We start from the raw sequence: 20039 nt of genomic DNA, 5'->3' as shown, positions 1-20039 counted from the left end.
CATGGTCCTTTGAATCAATGACCAGCGCCACCAGCGCTTGGCGCGCTGGTTGTTACGGACAGTGAAGTGTTGGTGGGGCGGCCAATCAATGAGGCCTGAAGAGCAGCATCTGCCAACCAGAATTGCTGCTCAGAGTTGATTGCTGCTATCACTGTATTAATTTGGTCACGGGAATCAGCCAATAACTCAAATACTCCAATGATCATTCCGTTGTAACGAAGCTGGTTTTCTTCCGAAATAACCCTTCGCAGAGGTACTACTTCCTCGCGGTAATGCCGAGCTATTTCATATGAAGTTCGGTAGGCAGAATAACTCTCACGCAGGCTTGAACCTGCGGACCGAATCGTCGCTTCTAGCTGATTAGCTGCAGAGATGGTTCGAGCGTTCCATGCATCTCTCTGCATACCACCCCAATCGAAGATGGGCAATCGAATACCAATTTCATAACCACGAGGATCTGATCGGGTGCCTGTTGCATTGTCTATCTTGGTATTGCGACGAGCGGTCAACTCGATATCTGTAAAACTTGTGACATTGCTCAACCCTTGTGACTTCGCCGCTCCTTCCAAAGAGGTCTGGGCAAGTCTAATGTCAATTCTAGACTTGGTCGCTATTTTCCCCACAGCGCTAGGGTCAAGTGCTTGTTTTGGCAAATCAGGCAAGCGCTCTGGTAGCTGAAGCACTTGTGCTTGCGACTCATTCAAACCAAGTAACCGCACCAGCTCCTCTCGTGTTGATGTGGCCTGATGACTGGCTGTTGCCAACCGTGTGGCTGCGTCAGCGTAGAAGGCTTGCTCACGGGCTCGACTGATTCTGTTGAAGTTGCCCACCGACTGCATTCGACGTGCCAATTCAGCACTGGCCTCGGCACTCTCAAGAACCTGTTTTGCGTAGGCTAGAGATTGTTGGGCCGCGACTGCCCGCACCCAAGCTTGTCGTACGCGAGTGACATGATCAACTACTTCGCTGGTTAGGCGTAATTGGGATTGCTCAATACGACGCTCTGCAATTCCTTGGCGAGCGGGTATGGTCAGCACATCAAGGAGCCCAAAGGAAAGTGCGCGGCTTAACTCCAATTCATCACCCGCGACCATCCGCTCAAAGCTGAAAATTGGGTTGGAGATCCGCCCGCTTTGGGCCGCATCCGCTGATTCATACCATCCTTGTGCCAGTAGCGCTTGCAAAGAGTAGCTGTTTACCAAAGCAAGTTGGACGGCCTCTTTCTGTTTTACTGGAGCTGATAACAACTTTGCCGCAACCTCATTTCGCTTTGCGTGATCTTCAGCACTGCGAGCCAAAGCAAGTTGGCCGTCCGTAAACTCGGATGCTTCTTCATTTACCCGTTTGAGATTTTGCTCAACACTGACGCTCGCGCATCCAGCCAAAACAGCTACGGTTATTAGTGAAACGGCTAGTTTGATGCGTCGGGAGGATCTAGCGAGCTTCATGGCTTTCCTTCTTCATGATGACCAGAGTGGCTATCGGTTGATACAGGTGCCATATTCTTTATTTCGTCCAAGGAGGCTTCTTTGGCGTACGCACGCCAGCCTCCAATTTGTCCCACGCGGTCGTTGGCTTCGCGCCAAGACAGCACTTTTTGATCGGAATAGGACTTGTACCCGCTGATCGCAGATTGATAATGCAAGTTAGTAGGCAATGGGCCTCGGCCTGCCTCAGCAGTACTTACTGCGCCAGTCTGCGCCGAGGATATGGTCGCTAGCAAAGCCAGCGACCATAAAAACAACGATCTGGTGTTTTTCAATTCAATCGCGACATTCATAGCATCAGTGCCTTTCGTATTTCACGTGAGTAATTTTGAAGTTTTGTGCCTGACAAAAATCCGTCCAAAAGATTACATATTTGTTATCTTCATGTCAGGTAAGTAGTGTCCCAACGTTTTTCAGAGGAGCGAGAGCTGTTGAGGCTCAAATTCTGAATCTGTGTAGGATGTGTGTGGCGTAAGTAGTTGATTTATTGGGGTTGTTTCGTATCCGTCCGGCGAACCCATCTTGAGGATGTTTTGAGAAGCGGGCATCGTCGCCACGATGGAGGATCGTGGAGACGATGGAACAGTTTTCAATCGGAGCGCGGCCAGGCCGACGCGAGTACAGCAAAGAGTTCAAGGCGGAGCTGCTGGCCAAGTGCCAAGAGCCCGGTGCCAGCATCGGAGGGGTGGCGATCGCGCACGGCCTGCACCCGAACATGCTGCACCGCTGGATGCGGGAGGCCCGACTGGCACGAGCGCTGAGTTGCCGCGCGGATGCCGAGCCGCCTGCGGCGTTCGTGCCCATACCGCTGGCCGCAGTCATCACGCCGTGTGGCAGTGAGCCACCGGTGACAGAAGCGGTGCAGCTGAGGCTGCAGCGCGGCGAGGTGGTGGTGAACCTGCAATGCCCCCTGTCGCAGTGCGGGGCCTTGCTGCGCGAGATCCTGCGGTGACGCAACGACGAAAAGTGCTCAGGGGCAGGAACGCCATGAGTTGAGAGAAAACAAGCTTGCCTTGGTTCATGGCGGTCCTTTGCGTGAAGACGCAAAAGACCATAAGTCATGGAATCGACTTTCAAATCGAGACCAAACTGAAATGCCAAAAACTCAAGGTGAATCATTAACTTACGACATCCTGATGTGAAAACGTTGGGACACTACTGATGTCAGGTGCAAAAAAATTGTCACACTACAGGCTTGAAATGCTGAGGAGCGAAATAAAGTGAAGATTCTGATCGTCGAAGATGAACCTAAGACTGGCGAATACCTGAGACAAGGCTTACGAGAAGCTGGCTTTGTTGTGGATCTGGCGCAAACTGGAATAGATGGCCTACATTTGGCTGAGCAAGGTGACTACGAGTTAGTGATACTCGATGTGATGCTGCCAGGTATCAACGGATGGCAAGTGTTGGAGGCCTTGCGTCAGCGAGGCTTGAAAATGCCAGCTATGTTTCTGACGGCGAGGGATCAAGTTGAAGACAGGGTCAAAGGGCTAGAGCTAGGGGCCGATGACTATATTGTCAAACCGTTCTCTTTTGCAGAGTTGTTGGCGCGTGTTCGCGCCATCTTACGGAGAGGCAAAAGTGGATCTGAAAATACGACTCTGGGGGTGGCCGACTTGGAATTAGATTTGCTGCGCCGGAGAGTTACGCGAGCTGGCAAGCGAATTGACTTAACCGCAAAGGAGTTCGGATTGCTTGAACTCCTGATGCGAAGACAGGGAGAGGTTTTACCTAGATCCCTGATTGCCTCTCAAGTGTGGGACATGAATTTCGACAGCGACACTAATGTTATTGAAGTTGCCATGCGTCGTTTGCGTGTGAAAATTGATGAAGGACAAGAAGTTAAGCTGATTCAAACAGTGCGAGGGATGGGCTACGTAATAGAAGTTCCGGAGACCCATTAAATGTTCAGAAGCCTTTCACTGACAAGTCGTCTAACCATTTTCTTCACGTTGGTTGCAGCGGCAGTCGTTATGGGCCTCGGATGGCTATTAATGAGTGCAGCAGATCGACACTTTTTAGACCTTGATCGTGTTGCTTTGACCGATAAAAGGCAACTTATTGAAGGCATTCTTTCAGACGTGAATTCTGCGGAGGATGCACGCAGGCGACTTGGTGAATCGTTGAATCATCATCATGGGCTTCTTACTTTCATTAGAAGCTCAAGCGGCAAAACGTTATATCAATCTGATGGATTTAATCCTCCCGAAAAATCTCTGCAACATGCTCATACGAAAGACGGGCAAGAATTAAAAACTTGGAGAGATAAAACCACTGAATTTCACGCTGTTGAATTTCAAGCTAAGGCCAAATACGTTCAAGATGAAGATTTCGTGATTTTCTTGGCGATTGATGCCGAGCACCATCAGGAATTTATGAATGAACTAGAACGAAATTTAGCAATGTACGCTGTCTTGGCGACGGTTGTAAGTGGCTTTCTAGGCTGGATCGCGGCTCATCAAGGATTGGCACCACTGCGCGCGATGAAGGCGAGGGCAGCAGAAGTCACTGGCCAACAACTGCAAGAACGCATGCCTGAAGAAGCAGTCCCGATTGAGATGGCAGATTTGGCTCGTGAACTCAATCAAATGCTAGACAGGTTGCAGAATGACTTTCAACGTTTGTCAGAGTTCTCTTCTGATCTGGCTCACGAATTACGTACTCCGATCAGTAACCTGCTCACGCAAACGCAGGTGACGCTGTCAACTAAACGAGATGTAACTACTTACCGTGACGTTTTGGCTTCAAACGCGGAAGAGTTGCAGCGCTTGGGTCGGATTGTGTCCGACATGCTCTTTTTGGCAAAAACTGAGCGCAGTGTTGAATTGCCGCATAAGGAAAAATTTTCAGCCACGACCGAAATTTTGTCTCTGTGCGAATTTTACGAGGCTTTAGCTGAGGAGAAGCATATTTCTCTTTCAACGCATGGGGATAGGGAAATTCTGGGGGATCGGCTGATGTTCCGTCGCGCTATAAGCAATTTACTTTCAAACGCATTACGACACACTCCTGAAGGCGGAGTTGTGACGGTGTCAGTTGTTGATATGGGCTCTATCACAGAGGTAAGGGTTGAAAACACAGGGTCGGAGATCGATCCTCAAGTGCTTCCCCGTTTGTTTGACAGATTCTTTCGGGCTGATCCCGCACGTTCTCACCCCGAATCTGATGGCGCTGGGTTGGGTTTAGCAATCACAAAAGCCATTGCTGAAGTTCATGGGGGTACCGCGACGGTCACGTCAAATCACGGCAGAACAAGGTTTTCCCTTCAGTTTCCACATTTAATGAATGACGTCGGTTGAGCGTATTTGCCAATAATGGATCGAAGGTGGTTACATGCCAAGTGGGTTCCGTCGACCGCCCAAAACCAAATAATGGCCGTACAAATGTAGACCCCGCCATAGGCAGCATACACACGACCGGATGCAGCCTCATGCAGAGTTAAAACCATAGCTTTCTTGATGGGATGGACAAAGACAATGAGCGAAGCTACTGATCAAGATTTCGAAGATGATCCGCTGGACTTATCAAAATATCCATACCTTGGTGCGCCAGACGCACTCGTCATCGCCGCCAGCGACGGGAACGGGAGACTGGTGGATCACTTGCTTAAATCAGGGCATGACATCAATTTTCGTGATGACGAGGGACGCACTGCTTTATACGTAGCAGTTGATGAGACCTACTATGGACTGGCCATTTATCTGCTTGAACATGGCGCAGACCCAAACATTCCAGACAACGAGGGGGACTTCCCTCTAGATATCGCCAAGTACTCGCACCTTTACAGACGAAGTAACGATACAGAAATGGTCGACGCATTAATGAAGGCTGGAGGAAAGTGCAAGGATGGCCCGTCAGCCAGGGAGCCCCTTGATGACAAGATCTATGATGGATTTGCACACGCCAGCGCAATGAAGACCCTTTTTTCCCTGATCGATAAAGCGAAGAAGGATTAGATTCCCATCGATCCAGAAGTATTACCGACCGCACAAACGACAAAATGCCCGGCCTGTCCTAAGACAAGCCGGGCTTCTGTTTAAGGTTCAATTGCTGATTGTTTTTGGTACCACCGCTGCACCTCGAGGAGCATCAGAGTGGTTTGGGCAGCGTCTGACCTGCCCCCTCTGAGCCGTACCAAATCGATGGAACTAAGTTCGCTAATTTTGGAGAATGGCGGATATGAAGACCACACGATTTACCGACGAGCAGATCATCGGATTCCTCAAGCAAGCTGAAGCAGGCATGTCCATCAAGGACATTTGCCGCTCTGGCGGCTTTAGCCAGCCGACCTTTTACAAGTGGCGCTCGCGCTTTGGCGGCATGGAAGCCTCCGATGCGGCCAAGCTGCGCGACCTGGAAGCTGAGAACAACAAGCTCAAGAAACTGCTGGCCGAAGCGCACCTGGACATCCATGCGCTCAAAAGCGTCTTCGGCGTAAAGCGCTAGCCCCGCAGGTCAAACGCGAGGCCATCACCCAGATGATCCAGACCCATCTTCTGTCTGAGCGCCACGCGTGCTGCCTTGTGGGGCTAAGCCGAGACAGTTTTCGCCACCCGCCTAAGCGTGATGCGCTCACGCAGGCGCTGGGCGAACGTATCGTGGACATTGCCCACGTACGCCGAAGATTTGGCTACCGCCGCATCCACGATCTGCTGCGCCCGGAGTTTCCGGGCGTCAACCACAAGCGGATCTACCGCTTGTACAAAGATGCCAACTTGGCCGTAAGAAGGCGCAAGAAGGCCAAGCGCCCACCGTGTGAGCGGGTGCCCTTGCAACTGGCGCAAAAGGTCAACGATGTTTGGAGCATGGATTTCGTCTCGGACAGCTTGTCCAATGGCAGGCGCATCAAGTGCCTGACTGTGGCCGATGACTTCAGCCACGAGTGCGTGGACATTGCCGTGGACTACGGGATCTCGGGGCAATACGTGACACGCTTGCTCGACCAAGCGGCCACCTTCAGAGGCTACCCACTGGCCGTGAGAACGGACAACGGTCCAGAGTTCACAAGCCGGGCCTTTATGGCTTGGGCCACAGCACATGGCGTGCGGCACATCTTGACCCAGCCGGGCAGGCCGATGCAAAACGGCTACATCGAGAGTTTCAACGGCAAGTTTCGAGATGAATGCTTGAACGAGCAGTGGTTCTTGAGCTTGCCCCAAGCCAGGCAGTGCATTGCCGATTGGCGCCAGGACTACAACGAAGTCAGGCCCCACAGCAGCCTGGGCCGGATTCCACCGGCTCAGTTCGCGCAGCAGCAAAGGATTCAAACCAATGCCGCTGCAAATCTCAACCCTCAAGTTTTGGATTAACCTTGAACCCTTGGACTACTTCCGATTGATTGGTACGGCCAGAGGGGGCAGGTCACGTCCTTGCTCAACTGAGCGCAACTCACCGCCCCCGCATCTCCAGCGGTAAGAGATAGAGCGTCGGCGGGGGGGCTTGCAGCTCCTGCGGGAGCATCGGAAACTGTGGGCACACTCCCGGCACTGATTGGGGCGCTGCTGCACACCCCGACAGGGATCAAGATAACCCAGCACAGGAATAAAGTCTGGAATGAGGTCGATAGGACTCAGTGCATACGCCACCACAAACATACCCAAAAACTTTATCAATTTAGGCGTGCGGGGATGTTTTTCAGCGAACCATAGGGTCACGCTGTCTCTTTTGATTTTCTTTGCCCAAACTCGAATGGCCTGTAGAAATCTCATTGCCGATACCTAAACTTAGAACCCAAAACCTGAGCCAGCACCTAGCAATGTAGCGATACCCAACACAGCGAAAACACCAGCAGCAATGGAGTGAACAAGTCGCATTGGAATTCTGTCAGCGAGCTTATCGCCCACGAAGACAGCAGGTACATCCGCAATCAACATACCAAGCGTAGTTACAATTACAACCAACAGAGGTGTTGAATAGTGCGCTGCCATTGCCACTGTTGCGATTTGAGTTTTGTCACAACACCAGTAGAGACGAGAAGGGATTCCATAAAAGCTCCAAGGCTGGATCAAAGACAAATGACCACGACGCATCTCCAGCCTTATGGAGGCATCATGGTCAAAGGTCTTGCCAGGCTTTGGGCTGTTTACGCCATGACCGTATGGTCAAGTGTGTTGACGTAAGCCTCTTCAAAATGAGAGCGGCTACTCCCCAGTGACGCTGATAATCTTAACATCCAAGTCATCAGAAGCGCTGAGTACCAATCAGGTACCAGTTCGAATTAGGCCGCCCATGTACGCCCCGCAATCTCGAGGTCCGGATTACGCAAAGCACTGGGGCCGTTAGGTTTTATCTAATCTTGTCGAGTTCTAGTTGAACTGTTTCTGCCAAAGATCGGGCAGCGCATTTCGCGTAAACCACATCATGTTTACCTCCTGTGAATGCTTACCTTCCAAAATACGCTTAACAAGCAATGGATCTAAAAGCGTGATGCGTAGTAGCTCATTGACGGTGCTTGGATTGAGTCCTTCCAACTGGGCGATCTCGGTGCCACTCTTTACCTCACCAGCATCTAACAACCGCTGCCAGTAAAACGCCCGCGCTAACCCTTGCAGCAAAGGAATATTAATGCTGAAGTCGACAGCGTTGTCAGGAGTGCTTCCTCCGGCGAATTCAAGATCTTCCAGAATAGTTTTCCGACCTGGCCGACGTTTGAGCTTGAGCGAAATACGCGTTGTGATACGCAAAGGTGCTTCGGCCGTGGGAGTCATTTCGCTCATGCCAACATCTCCATTTCCAGTCGCTCAGCACCCACCGTTTTGGGTTTCATCGTCTCGAGCAATGGCAACCATCCTTCGGTGCGCCAGTTGATCGCAATCGAATCTTCTTCCAAGGTAACCCGCTCAACTAGGCTGCGAATGATGTTGCGTTTGATTTGATCAAAGAAGGTATCCCAGATATTGGCAGTTCGCTGCAAGATAAGCACCACAGCTTGAGGCTCTGGAATACCGGGGTTGAGTGCTTGGATCTGATGCCAATAGTTGTTGAGCATCGTTCCCGATCGCAAAAAATCAAGAACCTGTTCGGTCACCGCGTTCTCCACCAAATCGGCGGGTTGGTTTGGAATGTCGCTGTGACATGCACCAGAATTCACCTTTTTGTTGTGCACGTAGTAACGGTAAACCTTCCCCGATTTCTTCTGTGTTGCCACAGGTAGGTACAAATCTCCCTCTGGGCTGTAGATCAGGCCTCGTAGCAAGAATTCCGCTTGAGCCTTCTGCGACCAAGCCGACCTGGTGTTTTCTTCGCCGTCTTTTGTCATCAGTTTTTGAACATACTCCCAAGCAGCTTGATCGATCAAAGGTTCATGTGCACCCGCAAAGAATTGACCCTTGTGCTGCAGTTGGCCCAGATACACCCGGTTGTGCAGGACCTTGTAGAGCGCCTGCTTGCAAAAATGGCGTCCCGTCTTGGTCAAGATTTTTTGGTCCTTCATGTCTTTGACCATCAGTGTTGTGGAGTGGGTGCGTCTGTACGTGTCAAAGATCCACTTCACCGTCGCAGCTTCTTGTGGATCGACCAGCAATAAGCGGTTTTCAACCCGGTAGCCCAGAGGCACGGGCCCACCCATCCAGATGCCTTTGCGCTTGGATGCGGCGATCTTGTCGCGGATGCGCTCGCCGGTCACTTCACGTTCGAACTGAGCAAATGACAGCAGCATGTTGAGCATTAGCCGACCGGTGGAGGTGGCTGAGTTGATCTGCTGAGTGACCGAGCTAAAGCTGACCTGGTGCTTGTCAAAGACCTCCACCATCTTGGCAAAGTCAGCAAGCGAGCGAGACAGTCGGTCAATTTTGTAGACCACGATCATGTCCACCTTGCCTGCCTTGATGTCGGCCAGCAGGCGCTTCAAGCCGGGGCGCTCCATGTTGCCACCGGAGTAACCGGGATCTTCGTAGGTGTCTTGAACCGCAACCCAGCCTTCAGCGCGTTGGCTCATGACAAAGGACAGACCTGACTCGCGCTGCGCATCAATGGAGTTGAAAGACTGGTCCAGCCGTTCATCGGAGGAGACGCGGCAGTACACCGCACATCGTTTAAATGACGCCATGGTCATACAGCCCCTTGGATTTGAGGCCAAAAAAGGCCGGGCCGGACCACTGGGTTCCGGTGATGGTTTTGGCAATGGCAGACAGGCTGCGATAAATCTGGCCGTTGTACTCATAGCGGCCATCGGCCAGTACCTGCACCCGGTACTCTTTGCCATCAAACTCGCGCACCAGCATGGCACCGGGCATGGCCACGGCTTTGGCTGGGGTTTTGCTCTTGATCGATGAGAACTGTTGACCGTAGTTGGCCAACATATCACGGGTGGACTGAGGCAGGCTACCGAAGGTCAACTCCTGCAACCGGTATGCCAGCCGTGATGTCATGAATTTGCGATTGGGGTGAATTGGCCTGCGCGGGAAATGGTGATCCCACAGTTTCCAAAGCTCAGGCATCTTCATCTCATGCAAGGCTGTGACCTCGCTTTGAATGGCGTTGAGTTGGTCGATGCTGCGCTGCTCGCGCGGGGTGATGGATCGTGGCTTCATTGGCGAACTCCTTGTTCTGTAGACGGGTTCGTATTGACGCTCTGCCAGGCATGGAAGTCCACAAACTCATCTCTGTCAGTGGCGTAAAGCCGACTTTTATTTGCTTTAGTCAGTAACGCGTGTTGACTAACTGCTCCATGAGCCATCAGATTGCTGATCTGTTGCAGGGAGAGGTAGCCACTTTTCTCGGACCGCTTGCCGAGGGGCTTTGTGGATGGGTTTTGGGGTTGGGTCATGGATAGGCACTTATTGCAAAAACTGTCCATGAATCGTAAGAACGACCCCATTAAAAAGTAACGTGTTTTAGCGGCCCAAAGGGGGACAACTCTTTCTAAGGTCGCATGGTTGTTAGCTTTTTGGTAGGCCTGCCTGATGGAATCAGGCCTCTGTTGATGGTTTTGACAGATTTCCCAAATGCTGTATATTTATCCAGCAAACATGACATTTACCCATCAAAGCTCAAGTCCTCAAGGCCCTGAGTTGGGACGCCTCATTGCCGAAATAAAAACGATTAAAGGAGACAACTGTGAGCAAAATACAAAATTACGCAGACATTCTGATAAATCTTCCCATTGACGAGACGCTCAAAACGTTCTTGGAGAAGCACGCGCTGCCGTTGCCAGAGGGGTGGAGCTGGCAAGACAACACTTACACGTCACGCACACTGGTCAAGCTCATCCAGAGCTATCTAGATACGGTTAAGCGTGACCGCATCATTGCGGGCTTGCATGCAAGTTCAACACTTGCACACCCACTGGGAAAGCAGGCCATGTTTCAAGCAACCCATGACAAGCCCAGTGAGTTAGTCGGACTGATTGGTTGCAAAAACGATTTGCATCGCTCCTTCTGGCTCTACGTTAACCACCCCGCATTGTTTGAGGCTGCAGCTGAGATTGAATATTTGGACCAGCACAGCCAGCAGGCCCAACAGCATGATCTGGGGCTACGACGCGAGGTCAATCGTGACGAGCGTTCGATCACTGACTTCTGCGACGCGATCAAAGTCTTCTACCAACGCGAGTTAGGTTGTGGCGAGGTGTGTGTGGTCAATGTGCTGGATCGTTCGCAAGGTACTCAGTTGATCACGATTCACGCCAAAGATCTCGCTACTGCGCGTCTGGAGTTCGAGGGCTCTCAGTTGCAGCGCCGAGTGGGTAGTCCAAACATTCACATGGTGTTGGAGTACTCACAGATCACAGGCGTTGTAAGAACCATCATCAGGGGCGGGGCGAAATATCACGCCATGCTGTGTGAGGCTTTTGCCGCGCATATGTTGGGCGTCAGTGCCGAAGCCCAGCGCATTCAACGCCCAGTGTTGGATCTCTCAAGACTTCGCTTAGGGTTGCAAATTCCACAGGCATTCGAGGATGGTTTTGTGGGTTTGCAAGTTAAGAGCTTGCACTTGTTGAGCCCTTGTGAGCGGCTGAAAATTGAATGCTCGGCCAGTGGCTCAACAGACCGTCAATGTGTGACGGATTTGATTGGCGCGTACTTCCAAAATGAAAACCCACTCAGCCGTGGCTGGGAGATTCACGCTGCGACGCTGAATTTGTTCATGGCTCCAACACAGGGAAAGTCACGGTGTCCGCTCGTGAGCGTAGAGGTGACCAGCAAAGGACGTTTGAATTTACACAAGTTCGATGAGAAGCTGCGCACCCAGCTCGAGGGCTACCTTGTTCATCTTGCAATTCTTGAGCCTAAGCAGGCGCTTAACTTTCATGAAGCGGGGACAAAGGGGAATAGCCAGCCAATGAGCCTTTTCGAGTGAAGGAGATCAGATGCCTGCGAATAAAAAGGCGATGGCTTTGGCTTCGTTGCTCCTGACCCGTGGCGGGTATTCCTACGAGCGTTCTATTCCTAAAACGCAAGTTAATGGACTGAAGATCCTTATCGAGCTCAAGGCGGTGGTGCCAGGACCGTTGGATTCACGTTACGCGAGTTGTTCGTTTTGTGGCTTGCATCGAGGCCCTGTTTTTCGGTGCGATGGTGAGATGCATGTTCAATGCCCAGACTGCGGTCCTTACAAGGTAGATTTATCTGAGCAACGTAACTGGGCAATTGATACCGAATGGATGATCAGAAAACTCCGAGCTGCATTGAACATGCCTGCGCACATTGCTGTGCAAAAACTTCACGAAGGGGTGTGGCAGATCGGTGTCTACAAGAAACGAGCAGTCTTGCTGGCTCAACGGATTGAGCTTGTTGTGGCGAACGCGTTGCATCTGTTTCACGGTAAAACACTTCGTCCAGACAGTTGGGTGATCACGCCAAGGCCTCTGGGTCGAACCTCATCGGACCCACTCTCAGGCACCGCGATCTGGTGGCATCTTGAAGATCGCTTTGCGATTCACGGGAATGGGCTGCGGCTCGTGGGTGAGGGGAGCGATGAACTCAATCTTGCTGTACAACCCAAATCAGCTGCGGTGCATGGGCCGTTTTCTGAAACCTTTGAATGGGTTCATTTGCCAGATTGGTCGAGTGAGCCTGTTCGATTGACCGCGGCGCAAGCGGCAATATTTGCCGTGCTCTGGCGGTACCAAGGGCAGCCGCAGTCAGCTGAGATGATCATGAGCAAGGCGCATCTGTCTAGTGACAAGCTCATTGATGTGTTCAAGGTGAAGGCCGCGAACAAGGGCGATCCTTTGTACGAAGGGCCTATGTATGCGTATCAGTCCCTTGTTGTTCGAAGCCGTCGCTTAGGCATGTATTCCTTGGGAGCCATTTCAGTTAATTTTGACCCCTTGGGGGCAAAAAACTAAGTAATTCAGATGATTTGGCGAAATTTGACCTCATGGGGATAGATTATTGCGCAAACAGAGTTTTTATGACATGATGTGACCTCATGAGGTCAAAAAATGAGAATAGAAGAATCCCAACTCAGTAGGTTAGCCAAGGCTTTGGAGTCTGAGCGCAAACGTCAAAAGCTTTCTCGAGAGGAGGCTGCGTCAGTTTGCGGCGTCAGTGCTTCGTTCATTCGTGATGTTGAGGCGAATCCAGAAAACTGCAGTCTTGGAAAACTCGTAAAACTTATCAGTGGACTGGGGCTCAGTCTGAATGTCGCTGGGTTGCCTCAAATCGAAGAGCTAGAGAAGGAACGATTGCAGAAAGCTCAGAAGTTGGGTTTACATATTGAAACGAATCCCAAAACTCGCGCGGGGTTAGGTCTGCATATGATTCATCCGAGTAAGCGATCTGATTTTGGTGTGTCTGATGATCAAGTCGTAAACCCCAGAGGCCTTCGACAAGCGCTAGGCTTAGGCATTGCTTCTTTGGGTAAGGGTGGTGGTAAATCATGATTCGCTTACGTGTATGGGCGAATGCTCAGCCAATGGGGTGGTTTGGTCATGAAGCCGCACAGTATTTTTTCCAGTACGACGAACAATGGATTAAGGATGAGGCCGCATTTCCATTGGCGCCTCAATTTGAATTGCGATTGGAGCCCCACAGAGGGGATGCCATAAAAACGTTCTTTGCCAATTTATTGCCCGAGGGAACGCCGCTTGATGAAGTCCTGAATCAAATCCAGCTTCGCGATGCCAATACCTTTGAAATTATTGGAGAAATGGGTGCTGATCTACCAGGCGTGTTGTCTGTCCTGCCAGAGGGTAAGGAGCCAGACACTCAGCAAAAATACAGTGAGCTGTCCAAAGAAGAATTAAGTCAACGAGTCCAAGCGCGTGCCCAAAAGAAACCGCTGTTGACTTCCAATGAACAAACTCGCATGTCACTGGCTGGTGCGCAAGACAAAGTCGGGTTGCGGTACGACGGCAAGCGAGATCGCCTTTACGACAGTGTTGGGGGCTCGCCCACAACACACATCGCAAAACCAGACTCGAGGTTAGAGAAGTATCAACCTAGTGCAATCAACGAGTACCTCTGCATGAAGTTGGCTCATGAAATGAGACTTTCGGTGCCGCGCGTTGATTTGATACAGGTGCCTGAGACACTTTATGTTGTGGAGCGATATGACCGCGCTGTTGTCAAAGGAGAGATCGTTTGCTTGCATCAAATTGATGCATGCCAGCTTTTAGGTGTGGGCGCTGATTGGAAATACGAGAGACAAGGTGGCTTGGTTAGTCTCAAAAAAATCGTGGATGCGTTTCGCGGCTTGATGCTTTCAGGTAAAGACTTGTTGTCAGTCCAGAGATGGGTCATGTTCAATTACTTGATTGGCAACAGTGATGCGCACGCCAAAAACATTTCATTGATGGTCAATAGCCAAGGCTATGAACTGGCGCCTTTTTATGACCTTCTGTGCGTGCAAGCCTATGGTGACAACGATTTGGCTCTGTTCATCGGGGATGAGAGTACCTACGATGCTGTTGGCTCTCACTCGTGGGAGGCTTTTTGTGAGGACTGTGGATTCGGTTTCAAACCGACGATGCGGCAGTTTAGAAAAATGGCCGAAGATATCGGAAAGTCTTGGGATAAAACTGTAGCCACTGCTATCAGTCAACATCAAATTAACGAATCGGAGAAGGCGCTTGTTGAGCGAATAGGTGCTGTTATTGATGCAAACAGCAAAGCTGCTCTTTCGATGACCGCAGCTTAAATCAACTCATCTTTTTTCTAAGCCCAGTCAGGCATGCCTGATTGGGCTTTTTCTTTGCCGCATCGCTCTCTAATCCTTGTCATTTCAGGCCTTGGCTAATTTAGAGCTATTTTCGCAAGCTGGTCTGATAAGATTTTTGGGGATGAGCAGCTACTTATTCCAGTTAAGTTGACTACTGAGTCCGGTAATGTGACCAGCCAGTACAGTGCTGTTGACCAAAATTACTAACGGGTCGTTCTCAAGTTTTATGCGTGTGTTCCAGAAATATGTCCGGCAATGCTTTTGAGAGCAGCAGATTTGCGTGGAGGCACAGACAGCTCAGCAAGAATGCCGCATTGATTTGTCTCTTTGGATTCTGTGCAAGTTTGTCTCAGCTCTTTAAGTTGACGCTCTAATGCTTTTAGTTCTTTAATCCTTGACGCAACGTGCGCTATGTGTGCGTCTACCAATTCATTGACGCCCGCGCAGTCTCCTTGTGGTGCATCCTTGAACGTCAATAAGGTGCGAATTTCGTTCAACGTCATATCTAGGCTTCGACAGTGGCGAATGAACGAAAGCCGTGTGGCGTGATCAGGGCTATAAACTCGGTAGTTGCCCTCCGTGCGAACCGTCTCAGGCAACAACCCTTCGCGCTCGTAATATCGAATCGTTTCCACCTGCGTATGAGTGGTTTTGGCTAATTCACCGATCTTCATCGTGGTTTTTCTCAACTAATTTGAAGACTTGTATTTTAAGTGGTTGACTCTGTAGCGGCTATAGGGTTTTTAATATAGGCAACTAGGAGTAATCGTCATGTCAGCCACTGAGCAAGTTCAGCCATCTAAAACTCAAACTTCCTGCGGATGCGGGACTGCTTGCGACACCACGCCTGTCACTTTTGAACAGACCAGTCCCGTTATTTCAAATCTTGATGGACAGAGGTTTCGCATTGCCAACATGGACTGCGCCTCAGAGGAATCAGAAATTCGCCATGCGCTGACAAATGTTGAAGGTATTCAAAGTCTGCGTTTCAATCTGACCGCTCGAGAGTTGACGATTGCGGCTGATGAACAGGTCGTTATAGAAGCGGTTAACGCCATTCGCAAGGTAGGCTTTAAGCCAGAGCCTTTAAATAGTGACAACGCAAATGATGGCAACGTTGTATCTCACAGCTTTTGGGCGTCATGGGGAAAATTGATTTGTGCATTGGCACTGTCTTTGGCCGCTGAGGGCCTGGCATTTGCCCTCCCTGATTACTTGCCAACAAAGATACTAGGCATGGCGCTTGCCGCTGGTGCAATCGCCTTGGCTGGGTTTTCTGTTTACGGCAAAGGTGTATCGGCTCTGATGCAGGCACGCTTGAACATGAACGCCCTGATGACGGTGGCTGTCACAGGTGCCTTCTTGATTGGGCAATGGCCTGAAGCCGCCATGGTGATGGCGCTGTATGCGATTGCAGAAGCCATTGAGGCCCGCGCAGTTGACCGTGCTCGTAATGCCATCAAAAGCCTTTTGGCACTTGCACCAGAGCAAGCCGAAGTTCTCCAAGCTGACGGTCAATGGCTGCAATGCCCCGTCAAAACCATTGAAGTAGGGGCGACTGTGCGTGTGCGTCCAGGTGAGCGCATTGCCCTTGATGGTGTTGTCACGTCGGGCATCAGTGCCGTCAATCAAGCCCCTGTCACTGGCGAAAGTCTTCCTGTTGATAAAGCAGCTGGTGATGAAGTCTATGCAGGCACCATCAATCAGTCGGGTGCGCTAGAAATTCGGGTCACTGCTTTGGCTTCGGACAGCACCTTAACTCGCATCATTCACGCCGTTGAGCAAGCTCAGGCTTCACGTGCGCCAACTCAACGGTTCGTCGATCAATTTGCGACCATTTACACCCCTGCGGTTTTTGTTTTAGCTGTTGCGGTTGCGGTGCTGATGCCTTGGCTCATGGATTGGACTTGGATGCAAGCACTCTACAAAGCCTTGGTACTTTTGGTCATTGCTTGCCCTTGTGCCTTGGTAATCTCCACGCCTGTCACTGTGGTCAGCGGTTTGGCAGCAGCGGCACGCCGTGGCATTTTGATTAAAGGCGGCGTTTATCTTGAAGAGGCCCGAAGCATCAAGGTGGTGGCATTAGACAAAACGGGAACGATCACACAAGGTAAACCCAAATTGGTAGCGTTTGAACCCATCGATACAAGCCTAGACCCCGCAATGATTCAATGCATCGCGAAAAGTCTTGCTGCTCGTTCAGATCATCCCGTGTCTAAAGCCATTGCCGAAGGTCTCACAGCAGATCTGAAAGACGTCAGCGATTTCCAAGCCGTTGTAGGACGAGGTGTTCAAGGTGTGATTGACACGCATAACTATGCGTTAGCCAATCACCGTTGGATTGAAGAGCGCGACCAATGCTCTGCTGAACTAGAAGCTCGCCTCAAAATTCATGAAGAAGCAGGACAAACCGTCACCATATTGACCAATGCCAATCGGGTGATGGCTTTGTGCGCTGTGGCTGACACGATTAAACCGTCATCTACACAAGCAGTGGCTGAGTTAAAAGCGATGGGCGTAACTCCCGTGATGTTGACTGGTGACAACATTGCCACGGCTCATACAGTAGCAGCCCAAGCAGGAATTGATGAGGTCAGAGGCAACCTTTTGCCAGAAGACAAACTAGAAGCGATTGCTGAGTTGCAGAAAAGATTTGGTGTCACTGCCATGACGGGTGACGGAATTAACGACGCACCAGCCTTGGCAAAAGCCAATATCGGTTTTGCGATGGGAGGCGCTGGCACACATACAGCGATGGAAGCGGCTGATGTGGTTGTGATGAACGATGACTTACGTCGCTTACCTGAGACCATTCACTTGTCTAAGAAAACACATGCCGTGCTTTGGCAAAACATCACATTGGCTCTAGGCATCAAGGCGGTGTTTTTGGCTCTGGCAATTTTTGGTGATGCATCCATGTGGATGGCAGTGTTTGCCGACATGGGGGCAAGTCTGTTGGTTGTCTTCAACGGTTTACGTTTGTTGAAAACCCCAAAGTGACTATGTTTATTCAGGGCGTAACTAACCTTCACTTTATTCTTTGCTGATAGACTCTAAAACAATGCAACGCTGGATAGTCATTCTTTTGCTGGTATTTACACCGCTGCAGCTCTCTTGGGCTGCAGTGAGTGGTTATTGCCAGCACGAAAGCAATACCAGCTCCCAAGCACAACATCCCGGTCATCACGAGCATGAGCACAAGTCTGGCGACTCCGCGTCCGATTCAAAAGTGCCCACCTCAAAGATGAACAATCTCGACGGTACTGATACAGATTGCGCCAGTTGCCACGCCGGTTGTTGTGCAGCACTGATTGTTCAAACTGAAATACCTTCATCCCAAGTGCCTCAGCACATGACGGCAACCCAAACCGAACTCTTCTTTCGTTCTGCTATCGAACGACCAGAACGACCTCAGTGGAACCACCTCGCCTGATCGGTGAGGTTTGTTCAATCCATCGCTTTAGCCTATTTCATAAGAACTGAACCTCAGTTCTGAAGTGGCTGCGCATGTCGATGCAGCGTCTTTACCGATCTCCAAGTCATGGTTTTTAACGACCTAGGAGAGTCGAATGTATCGAAGAGAAAAATGGAATTACAAAAGGCAGCTGTGTGCAGTAGCAGCCTTTTCAGTATGCAGTGTCATTAATGTATTTGCGCAAAATACCAATCAGCCAAGGCAAATTCAAAGCGTCAAAGATATTTTTGATGCCACTTGGTTACGTCAACCTGAAGCGCAAGCTTTAGAGTCACGGCAGCAAGCCTTGCAAGCTCAAAAGCGAGCGGCGGCAGCATTAACGCCAGAACCCGCAGCGGTAGAGCTGAACTCAAAATCTGATCAGTGGAACAGAAATTTGGGGGCACGGGAGGAACAAATCGCAATCGCAGTTCCGATGTGGTTACCTGGCGAACGAAGCAAAAGCTCTGCGCTTGCAGAAGCTCAAGCCAACGCTTTAGAGTATCAAATCAAAGCCAATCAACTGCGTGTAGCTGGAAAAATTCGAGAAGATTGGTGGAATTTACACCGTGCTCGCATTGAGCAAGAAGTCACTGCGGATCAATTGACCAATGCGCGACGCTTGGCTGATGATGTCGCAAAACGTGTGAAAGCAGGTGATTTAGCTCAATCGGATCAACACCAAGCCGAAGGTGCCGCTGCAGTGGCTGAATCTGCGTATGCCATGGCTCAAGCCAATTTAGAACTTGCTATTCAAATCATCCAATCATCGATTGGGGCAACAAGTTTCTCAATGCTGGTGACCTGCCCCCTCTGGCCGTACCAATCAATCGGAAGTAGTCCAAGGGTTCAAGGTTAATCCAAAACTTGAGGGTTGAGATTTGCAGCGGCATTGGTTTGAATCCTTTGCTGCTGCGCGAACTGAGCCGGTGGAATCCGGCCCAGGCTGCTGTGGGGCCTGACTTCGTTGTAGTCCTGGCGCCAATCGGCAATGCACTGCCTGGCTTGGGGCAAGCTCAAGAACCACTGCTCGTTCAAGCATTCATCTCGAAACTTGCCGTTGAAACTCTCGATGTAGCCGTTTTGCATCGGCCTGCCCGGCTGGGTCAAGATGTGCCGCACGCCATGTGCTGTGGCCCAAGCCATAAAGGCCCGGCTTGTGAACTCTGGACCGTTGTCCGTTCTCACGGCCAGTGGGTAGCCTCTGAAGGTGGCCGCTTGGTCGAGCAAGCGTGTCACGTATTGCCCCGAGATCCCGTAGTCCACGGCAATGTCCACGCACTCGTGGCTGAAGTCATCGGCCACAGTCAGGCACTTGATGCGCCTGCCATTGGACAAGCTGTCCGAGACGAAATCCATGCTCCAAACATCGTTGACCTTTTGCGCCAGTTGCAAGGGCACCCGCTCACACGGTGGGCGCTTGGCCTTCTTGCGCCTTCTTACGGCCAAGTTGGCATCTTTGTACAAGCGGTAGATCCGCTTGTGGTTGACGCCCGGAAACTCCGGGCGCAGCAGATCGTGGATGCGGCGGTAGCCAAATCTTCGGCGTACGTGGGCAATGTCCACGATACGTTCGCCCAGCGCCTGCGTGAGCGCATCACGCTTAGGCGGGTGGCGAAAACTGTCTCGGCTTAGCCCCACAAGGCAGCACGCGTGGCGCTCAGACAGAAGATGGGTCTGGATCATCTGGGTGATGGCCTCGCGTTTGACCTGCGGGGCTAGCGCTTTACGCCGAAGACGCTTTTGAGCGCATGGATGTCCAGGTGCGCTTCGGCCAGCAGTTTCTTGAGCTTGTTGTTCTCAGCTTCCAGGTCGCGCAGCTTGGCCGCATCGGAGGCTTCCATGCCGCCAAAGCGCGAGCGCCACTTGTAAAAGGTCGGCTGGCTAAAGCCGCCAGAGCGGCAAATGTCCTTGATGGACATGCCTGCTTCAGCTTGCTTGAGGAATCCGATGATCTGCTCGTCGGTAAATCGTGTGGTCTTCATATCCGCCAT

At 51.1% G+C, this 20039-nt stretch carries 21 protein-coding genes, 2 pseudogenes and 1 riboswitch; of the genes and pseudogenes, 12 read left to right on the top strand and 11 right to left on the bottom strand.

What is annotated here, in order from left to right; genetic code table 11:
* Nucleotides 1-14 precede the first annotated feature (14 nt).
* Both B9Z44_RS02405 and B9Z44_RS02400 read right to left on the bottom strand, forming a co-directional pair.
* A complete protein-coding gene (locus B9Z44_RS02405) occupies nucleotides 15-1448 on the bottom strand; it encodes a TolC family protein (RefSeq protein ID WP_108401613.1) in 1434 nt (477 codons plus the stop codon).
* On the bottom strand, nucleotides 1445-1780 hold the full coding sequence (locus B9Z44_RS02400) for a hypothetical protein (RefSeq protein WP_108401612.1): 336 nt from the start codon (nucleotides 1778-1780) through the stop codon (nucleotides 1445-1447). The genes B9Z44_RS02405 and B9Z44_RS02400 overlap by 4 nt, the downstream gene beginning before the upstream one ends.
* 284 nt (nucleotides 1781-2064) lie before the next feature.
* Between B9Z44_RS02400 and tnpA the strand changes: the two genes are divergently transcribed.
* The 3 genes from tnpA (at nucleotide 2065) to B9Z44_RS02385 (ending at nucleotide 4786) form a co-directional block, all read left to right on the top strand.
* Nucleotides 2065-2439 (top strand): IS66-like element accessory protein TnpA, encoded by a 375-nt coding sequence (tnpA, locus tag B9Z44_RS02395; RefSeq protein WP_146180576.1) that lies wholly within the window; start codon nucleotides 2065-2067, stop codon nucleotides 2437-2439.
* A gap of 268 nt (nucleotides 2440-2707) precedes the next feature.
* Entirely contained in the window at nucleotides 2708-3391 is a 684-nt protein-coding gene (locus tag B9Z44_RS02390) for a heavy metal response regulator transcription factor (protein ID WP_108401610.1), read from the top strand.
* Nucleotides 3392-4786: a heavy metal sensor histidine kinase gene (locus tag B9Z44_RS02385; RefSeq protein WP_108401609.1), complete on the top strand. Its 1395-nt coding sequence runs from the start codon at nucleotides 3392-3394 to the stop codon at nucleotides 4784-4786. It abuts the gene before it with no gap.
* Between the two features lie 47 nt (nucleotides 4787-4833).
* On the opposite strand, the pseudogene B9Z44_RS15330 reads toward B9Z44_RS02385, so the two are convergent.
* A pseudogene (locus B9Z44_RS15330) lies at nucleotides 4834-4980 on the bottom strand (YnfA family protein); the annotation flags it as partial.
* Between B9Z44_RS15330 and B9Z44_RS02375 the strand changes: the two are divergent.
* A complete protein-coding gene (locus tag B9Z44_RS02375) occupies nucleotides 4946-5443 on the top strand; it encodes an ankyrin repeat domain-containing protein (RefSeq protein ID WP_108401607.1) in 498 nt (165 codons plus the stop codon). The pseudogene B9Z44_RS15330 and the gene B9Z44_RS02375 sit on opposite strands and share 35 nt — an antisense overlap.
* Before the next feature lie 223 nt (nucleotides 5444-5666).
* A protein-coding gene (locus B9Z44_RS02370; RefSeq protein ID WP_369910052.1) for an IS3 family transposase occupies nucleotides 5667-6796 on the top strand; the annotation gives its coding sequence in 2 pieces (ribosomal slippage) (nucleotides 5667-5928 and nucleotides 5928-6796; 1131 coding nt in all).
* A 210-nt stretch (nucleotides 6797-7006) separates the two neighbouring features.
* On the opposite strand, the pseudogene B9Z44_RS15325 reads toward B9Z44_RS02370, so the two are convergent.
* From B9Z44_RS15325 to B9Z44_RS15250, 6 genes and pseudogenes are all read right to left on the bottom strand, one after another.
* Nucleotides 7007-7195: pseudogene (locus B9Z44_RS15325) on the bottom strand (YkvA family protein); the annotation flags it as partial.
* Between the two features lie 15 nt (nucleotides 7196-7210).
* A complete protein-coding gene (locus tag B9Z44_RS02360; RefSeq protein WP_211308675.1) occupies nucleotides 7211-7516 on the bottom strand; it encodes a TMEM165/GDT1 family protein in 306 nt (101 codons plus the stop codon).
* Nucleotides 7476-7648, bottom strand: a riboswitch (yybP-ykoY riboswitch). It overlaps the preceding gene by 41 nt.
* Nucleotides 7649-7792: 144 nt before the next feature.
* Complete coding sequence (locus B9Z44_RS02355) at nucleotides 7793-8203, bottom strand: hypothetical protein (protein ID WP_108401605.1); 411 nt, start codon at nucleotides 8201-8203, stop codon at nucleotides 7793-7795.
* Nucleotides 8200-9534 (bottom strand): recombinase family protein, encoded by a 1335-nt coding sequence (locus B9Z44_RS02350; RefSeq protein ID WP_342748889.1) that lies wholly within the window; start codon nucleotides 9532-9534, stop codon nucleotides 8200-8202. The genes B9Z44_RS02355 and B9Z44_RS02350 overlap by 4 nt, the downstream gene beginning before the upstream one ends.
* The gene (locus tag B9Z44_RS02345) at nucleotides 9521-10018 is read right to left on the bottom strand and encodes a DUF2924 domain-containing protein (RefSeq protein ID WP_108401603.1); all 498 of its coding nucleotides are present in this window, start codon (nucleotides 10016-10018) and stop codon (nucleotides 9521-9523) included. Before B9Z44_RS02345 ends, B9Z44_RS02350 begins: the two co-directional genes overlap by 14 nt.
* Complete coding sequence (locus B9Z44_RS15250) at nucleotides 10015-10254, bottom strand: hypothetical protein (protein WP_146180575.1); 240 nt, start codon at nucleotides 10252-10254, stop codon at nucleotides 10015-10017. The genes B9Z44_RS02345 and B9Z44_RS15250 overlap by 4 nt, the downstream gene beginning before the upstream one ends.
* A gap of 290 nt (nucleotides 10255-10544) precedes the next feature.
* Here B9Z44_RS15250 and B9Z44_RS02335 point away from each other — a divergent pair, with 290 nt between their 5' ends.
* The 4 genes from B9Z44_RS02335 (at nucleotide 10545) to B9Z44_RS02320 (ending at nucleotide 14570) form a co-directional block, all read left to right on the top strand.
* The gene (locus B9Z44_RS02335) at nucleotides 10545-11786 is read left to right on the top strand and encodes a hypothetical protein (RefSeq protein ID WP_245912747.1); all 1242 of its coding nucleotides are present in this window, start codon (nucleotides 10545-10547) and stop codon (nucleotides 11784-11786) included.
* 10 nt (nucleotides 11787-11796) lie between these two features.
* Nucleotides 11797-12777, top strand: a complete 981-nt coding sequence (locus B9Z44_RS02330; protein ID WP_108401601.1) for a hypothetical protein — start codon at nucleotides 11797-11799, stop codon at nucleotides 12775-12777.
* 96 nt (nucleotides 12778-12873) lie between these two features.
* The gene (locus tag B9Z44_RS02325) at nucleotides 12874-13314 is read left to right on the top strand and encodes a helix-turn-helix domain-containing protein (RefSeq protein WP_108401600.1); all 441 of its coding nucleotides are present in this window, start codon (nucleotides 12874-12876) and stop codon (nucleotides 13312-13314) included.
* Nucleotides 13311-14570: a HipA domain-containing protein gene (locus B9Z44_RS02320; RefSeq protein WP_108401599.1), complete on the top strand. Its 1260-nt coding sequence runs from the start codon at nucleotides 13311-13313 to the stop codon at nucleotides 14568-14570. The genes B9Z44_RS02325 and B9Z44_RS02320 overlap by 4 nt, the downstream gene beginning before the upstream one ends.
* A gap of 245 nt (nucleotides 14571-14815) precedes the next feature.
* On the opposite strand, the gene cadR is transcribed toward B9Z44_RS02320, so the two are convergent.
* Nucleotides 14816-15265: a Cd(II)/Pb(II)-responsive transcriptional regulator gene (gene cadR / locus B9Z44_RS02315; protein ID WP_108401598.1), complete on the bottom strand. Its 450-nt coding sequence runs from the start codon at nucleotides 15263-15265 to the stop codon at nucleotides 14816-14818.
* A gap of 97 nt (nucleotides 15266-15362) precedes the next feature.
* On the opposite strand from cadR, the gene B9Z44_RS02310 reads away from it, so the two are divergent.
* The 3 genes from B9Z44_RS02310 to B9Z44_RS15020 all read left to right on the top strand — a co-directional run bounded on the left by B9Z44_RS02310 (nucleotide 15363) and on the right by B9Z44_RS15020 (nucleotide 18904).
* Complete coding sequence (locus B9Z44_RS02310) at nucleotides 15363-17591, top strand: heavy metal translocating P-type ATPase (protein WP_108401597.1); 2229 nt, start codon at nucleotides 15363-15365, stop codon at nucleotides 17589-17591.
* A gap of 61 nt (nucleotides 17592-17652) precedes the next feature.
* Nucleotides 17653-18024 carry a cation efflux protein, CzcI family gene (gene czcI / locus B9Z44_RS02305; protein WP_104801837.1) on the top strand — a complete coding sequence of 124 codons (372 nt, stop codon included), beginning with the start codon at nucleotides 17653-17655 and terminating at the stop codon, nucleotides 18022-18024.
* 136 nt (nucleotides 18025-18160) lie between these two features.
* Nucleotides 18161-18904 (top strand): TolC family protein, encoded by a 744-nt coding sequence (locus B9Z44_RS15020; protein WP_146180574.1) that lies wholly within the window; start codon nucleotides 18161-18163, stop codon nucleotides 18902-18904.
* Here B9Z44_RS15020 and B9Z44_RS02295 read toward each other — a convergent pair.
* A protein-coding gene (locus B9Z44_RS02295) for an IS3 family transposase (RefSeq protein ID WP_369910052.1) occupies nucleotides 18901-20030 on the bottom strand; the annotation gives its coding sequence in 2 pieces (ribosomal slippage) (nucleotides 18901-19769 and nucleotides 19769-20030; 1131 coding nt in all). The two genes, B9Z44_RS15020 and B9Z44_RS02295, sit on opposite strands and share 4 nt — an antisense overlap.
* Nucleotides 20031-20039 lie beyond the last annotated feature (9 nt).

The sequence above is a fragment of the Limnohabitans curvus genome (assembly GCF_003063475.1).
GTDB lineage: Bacteria > Pseudomonadota > Gammaproteobacteria > Burkholderiales > Burkholderiaceae_C > Limnohabitans > Limnohabitans curvus.
This window is presented reverse-complemented; position numbering and strand designations above follow the sequence as displayed.

Excerpts from the sequence above, each read along its gene's own strand:
- B9Z44_RS02405 (WP_108401613.1), bottom strand. The coding sequence starts at position 1,448 with ATGAAGCTCGCTAGATCCTCCCGACGCATCAAACTAGCCGTTTCACTA.
- B9Z44_RS02400 (WP_108401612.1), bottom strand. The coding sequence starts at position 1,780 with ATGAATGTCGCGATTGAATTGAAAAACACCAGATCGTTGTTTTTATGG.
- tnpA (WP_146180576.1), top strand. The coding sequence starts at position 2,065 with ATGGAACAGTTTTCAATCGGAGCGCGGCCAGGCCGACGCGAGTACAGC.
- B9Z44_RS02385 (WP_108401609.1), top strand. The coding sequence starts at position 3,392 with ATGTTCAGAAGCCTTTCACTGACAAGTCGTCTAACCATTTTCTTCACG.
- B9Z44_RS02375 (WP_108401607.1), top strand. The coding sequence starts at position 4,946 with ATGGGATGGACAAAGACAATGAGCGAAGCTACTGATCAAGATTTCGAA.
- B9Z44_RS02360 (WP_211308675.1), bottom strand. The coding sequence starts at position 7,516 with ATGCGTCGTGGTCATTTGTCTTTGATCCAGCCTTGGAGCTTTTATGGA.
- B9Z44_RS02355 (WP_108401605.1), bottom strand. The coding sequence starts at position 8,203 with ATGAGCGAAATGACTCCCACGGCCGAAGCACCTTTGCGTATCACAACG.
- B9Z44_RS02350 (WP_342748889.1), bottom strand. The coding sequence starts at position 9,534 with ATGGCGTCATTTAAACGATGTGCGGTGTACTGCCGCGTCTCCTCCGAT.
- B9Z44_RS02345 (WP_108401603.1), bottom strand. The coding sequence starts at position 10,018 with ATGAAGCCACGATCCATCACCCCGCGCGAGCAGCGCAGCATCGACCAA.
- B9Z44_RS15250 (WP_146180575.1), bottom strand. The coding sequence starts at position 10,254 with ATGACCCAACCCCAAAACCCATCCACAAAGCCCCTCGGCAAGCGGTCC.
- B9Z44_RS02330 (WP_108401601.1), top strand. The coding sequence starts at position 11,797 with ATGCCTGCGAATAAAAAGGCGATGGCTTTGGCTTCGTTGCTCCTGACC.
- B9Z44_RS02325 (WP_108401600.1), top strand. The coding sequence starts at position 12,874 with ATGAGAATAGAAGAATCCCAACTCAGTAGGTTAGCCAAGGCTTTGGAG.
- B9Z44_RS02320 (WP_108401599.1), top strand. The coding sequence starts at position 13,311 with ATGATTCGCTTACGTGTATGGGCGAATGCTCAGCCAATGGGGTGGTTT.
- cadR (WP_108401598.1), bottom strand. The coding sequence starts at position 15,265 with ATGAAGATCGGTGAATTAGCCAAAACCACTCATACGCAGGTGGAAACG.
- B9Z44_RS02310 (WP_108401597.1), top strand. The coding sequence starts at position 15,363 with ATGTCAGCCACTGAGCAAGTTCAGCCATCTAAAACTCAAACTTCCTGC.
- czcI (WP_104801837.1), top strand. The coding sequence starts at position 17,653 with ATGCAACGCTGGATAGTCATTCTTTTGCTGGTATTTACACCGCTGCAG.
- B9Z44_RS15020 (WP_146180574.1), top strand. The coding sequence starts at position 18,161 with ATGTATCGAAGAGAAAAATGGAATTACAAAAGGCAGCTGTGTGCAGTA.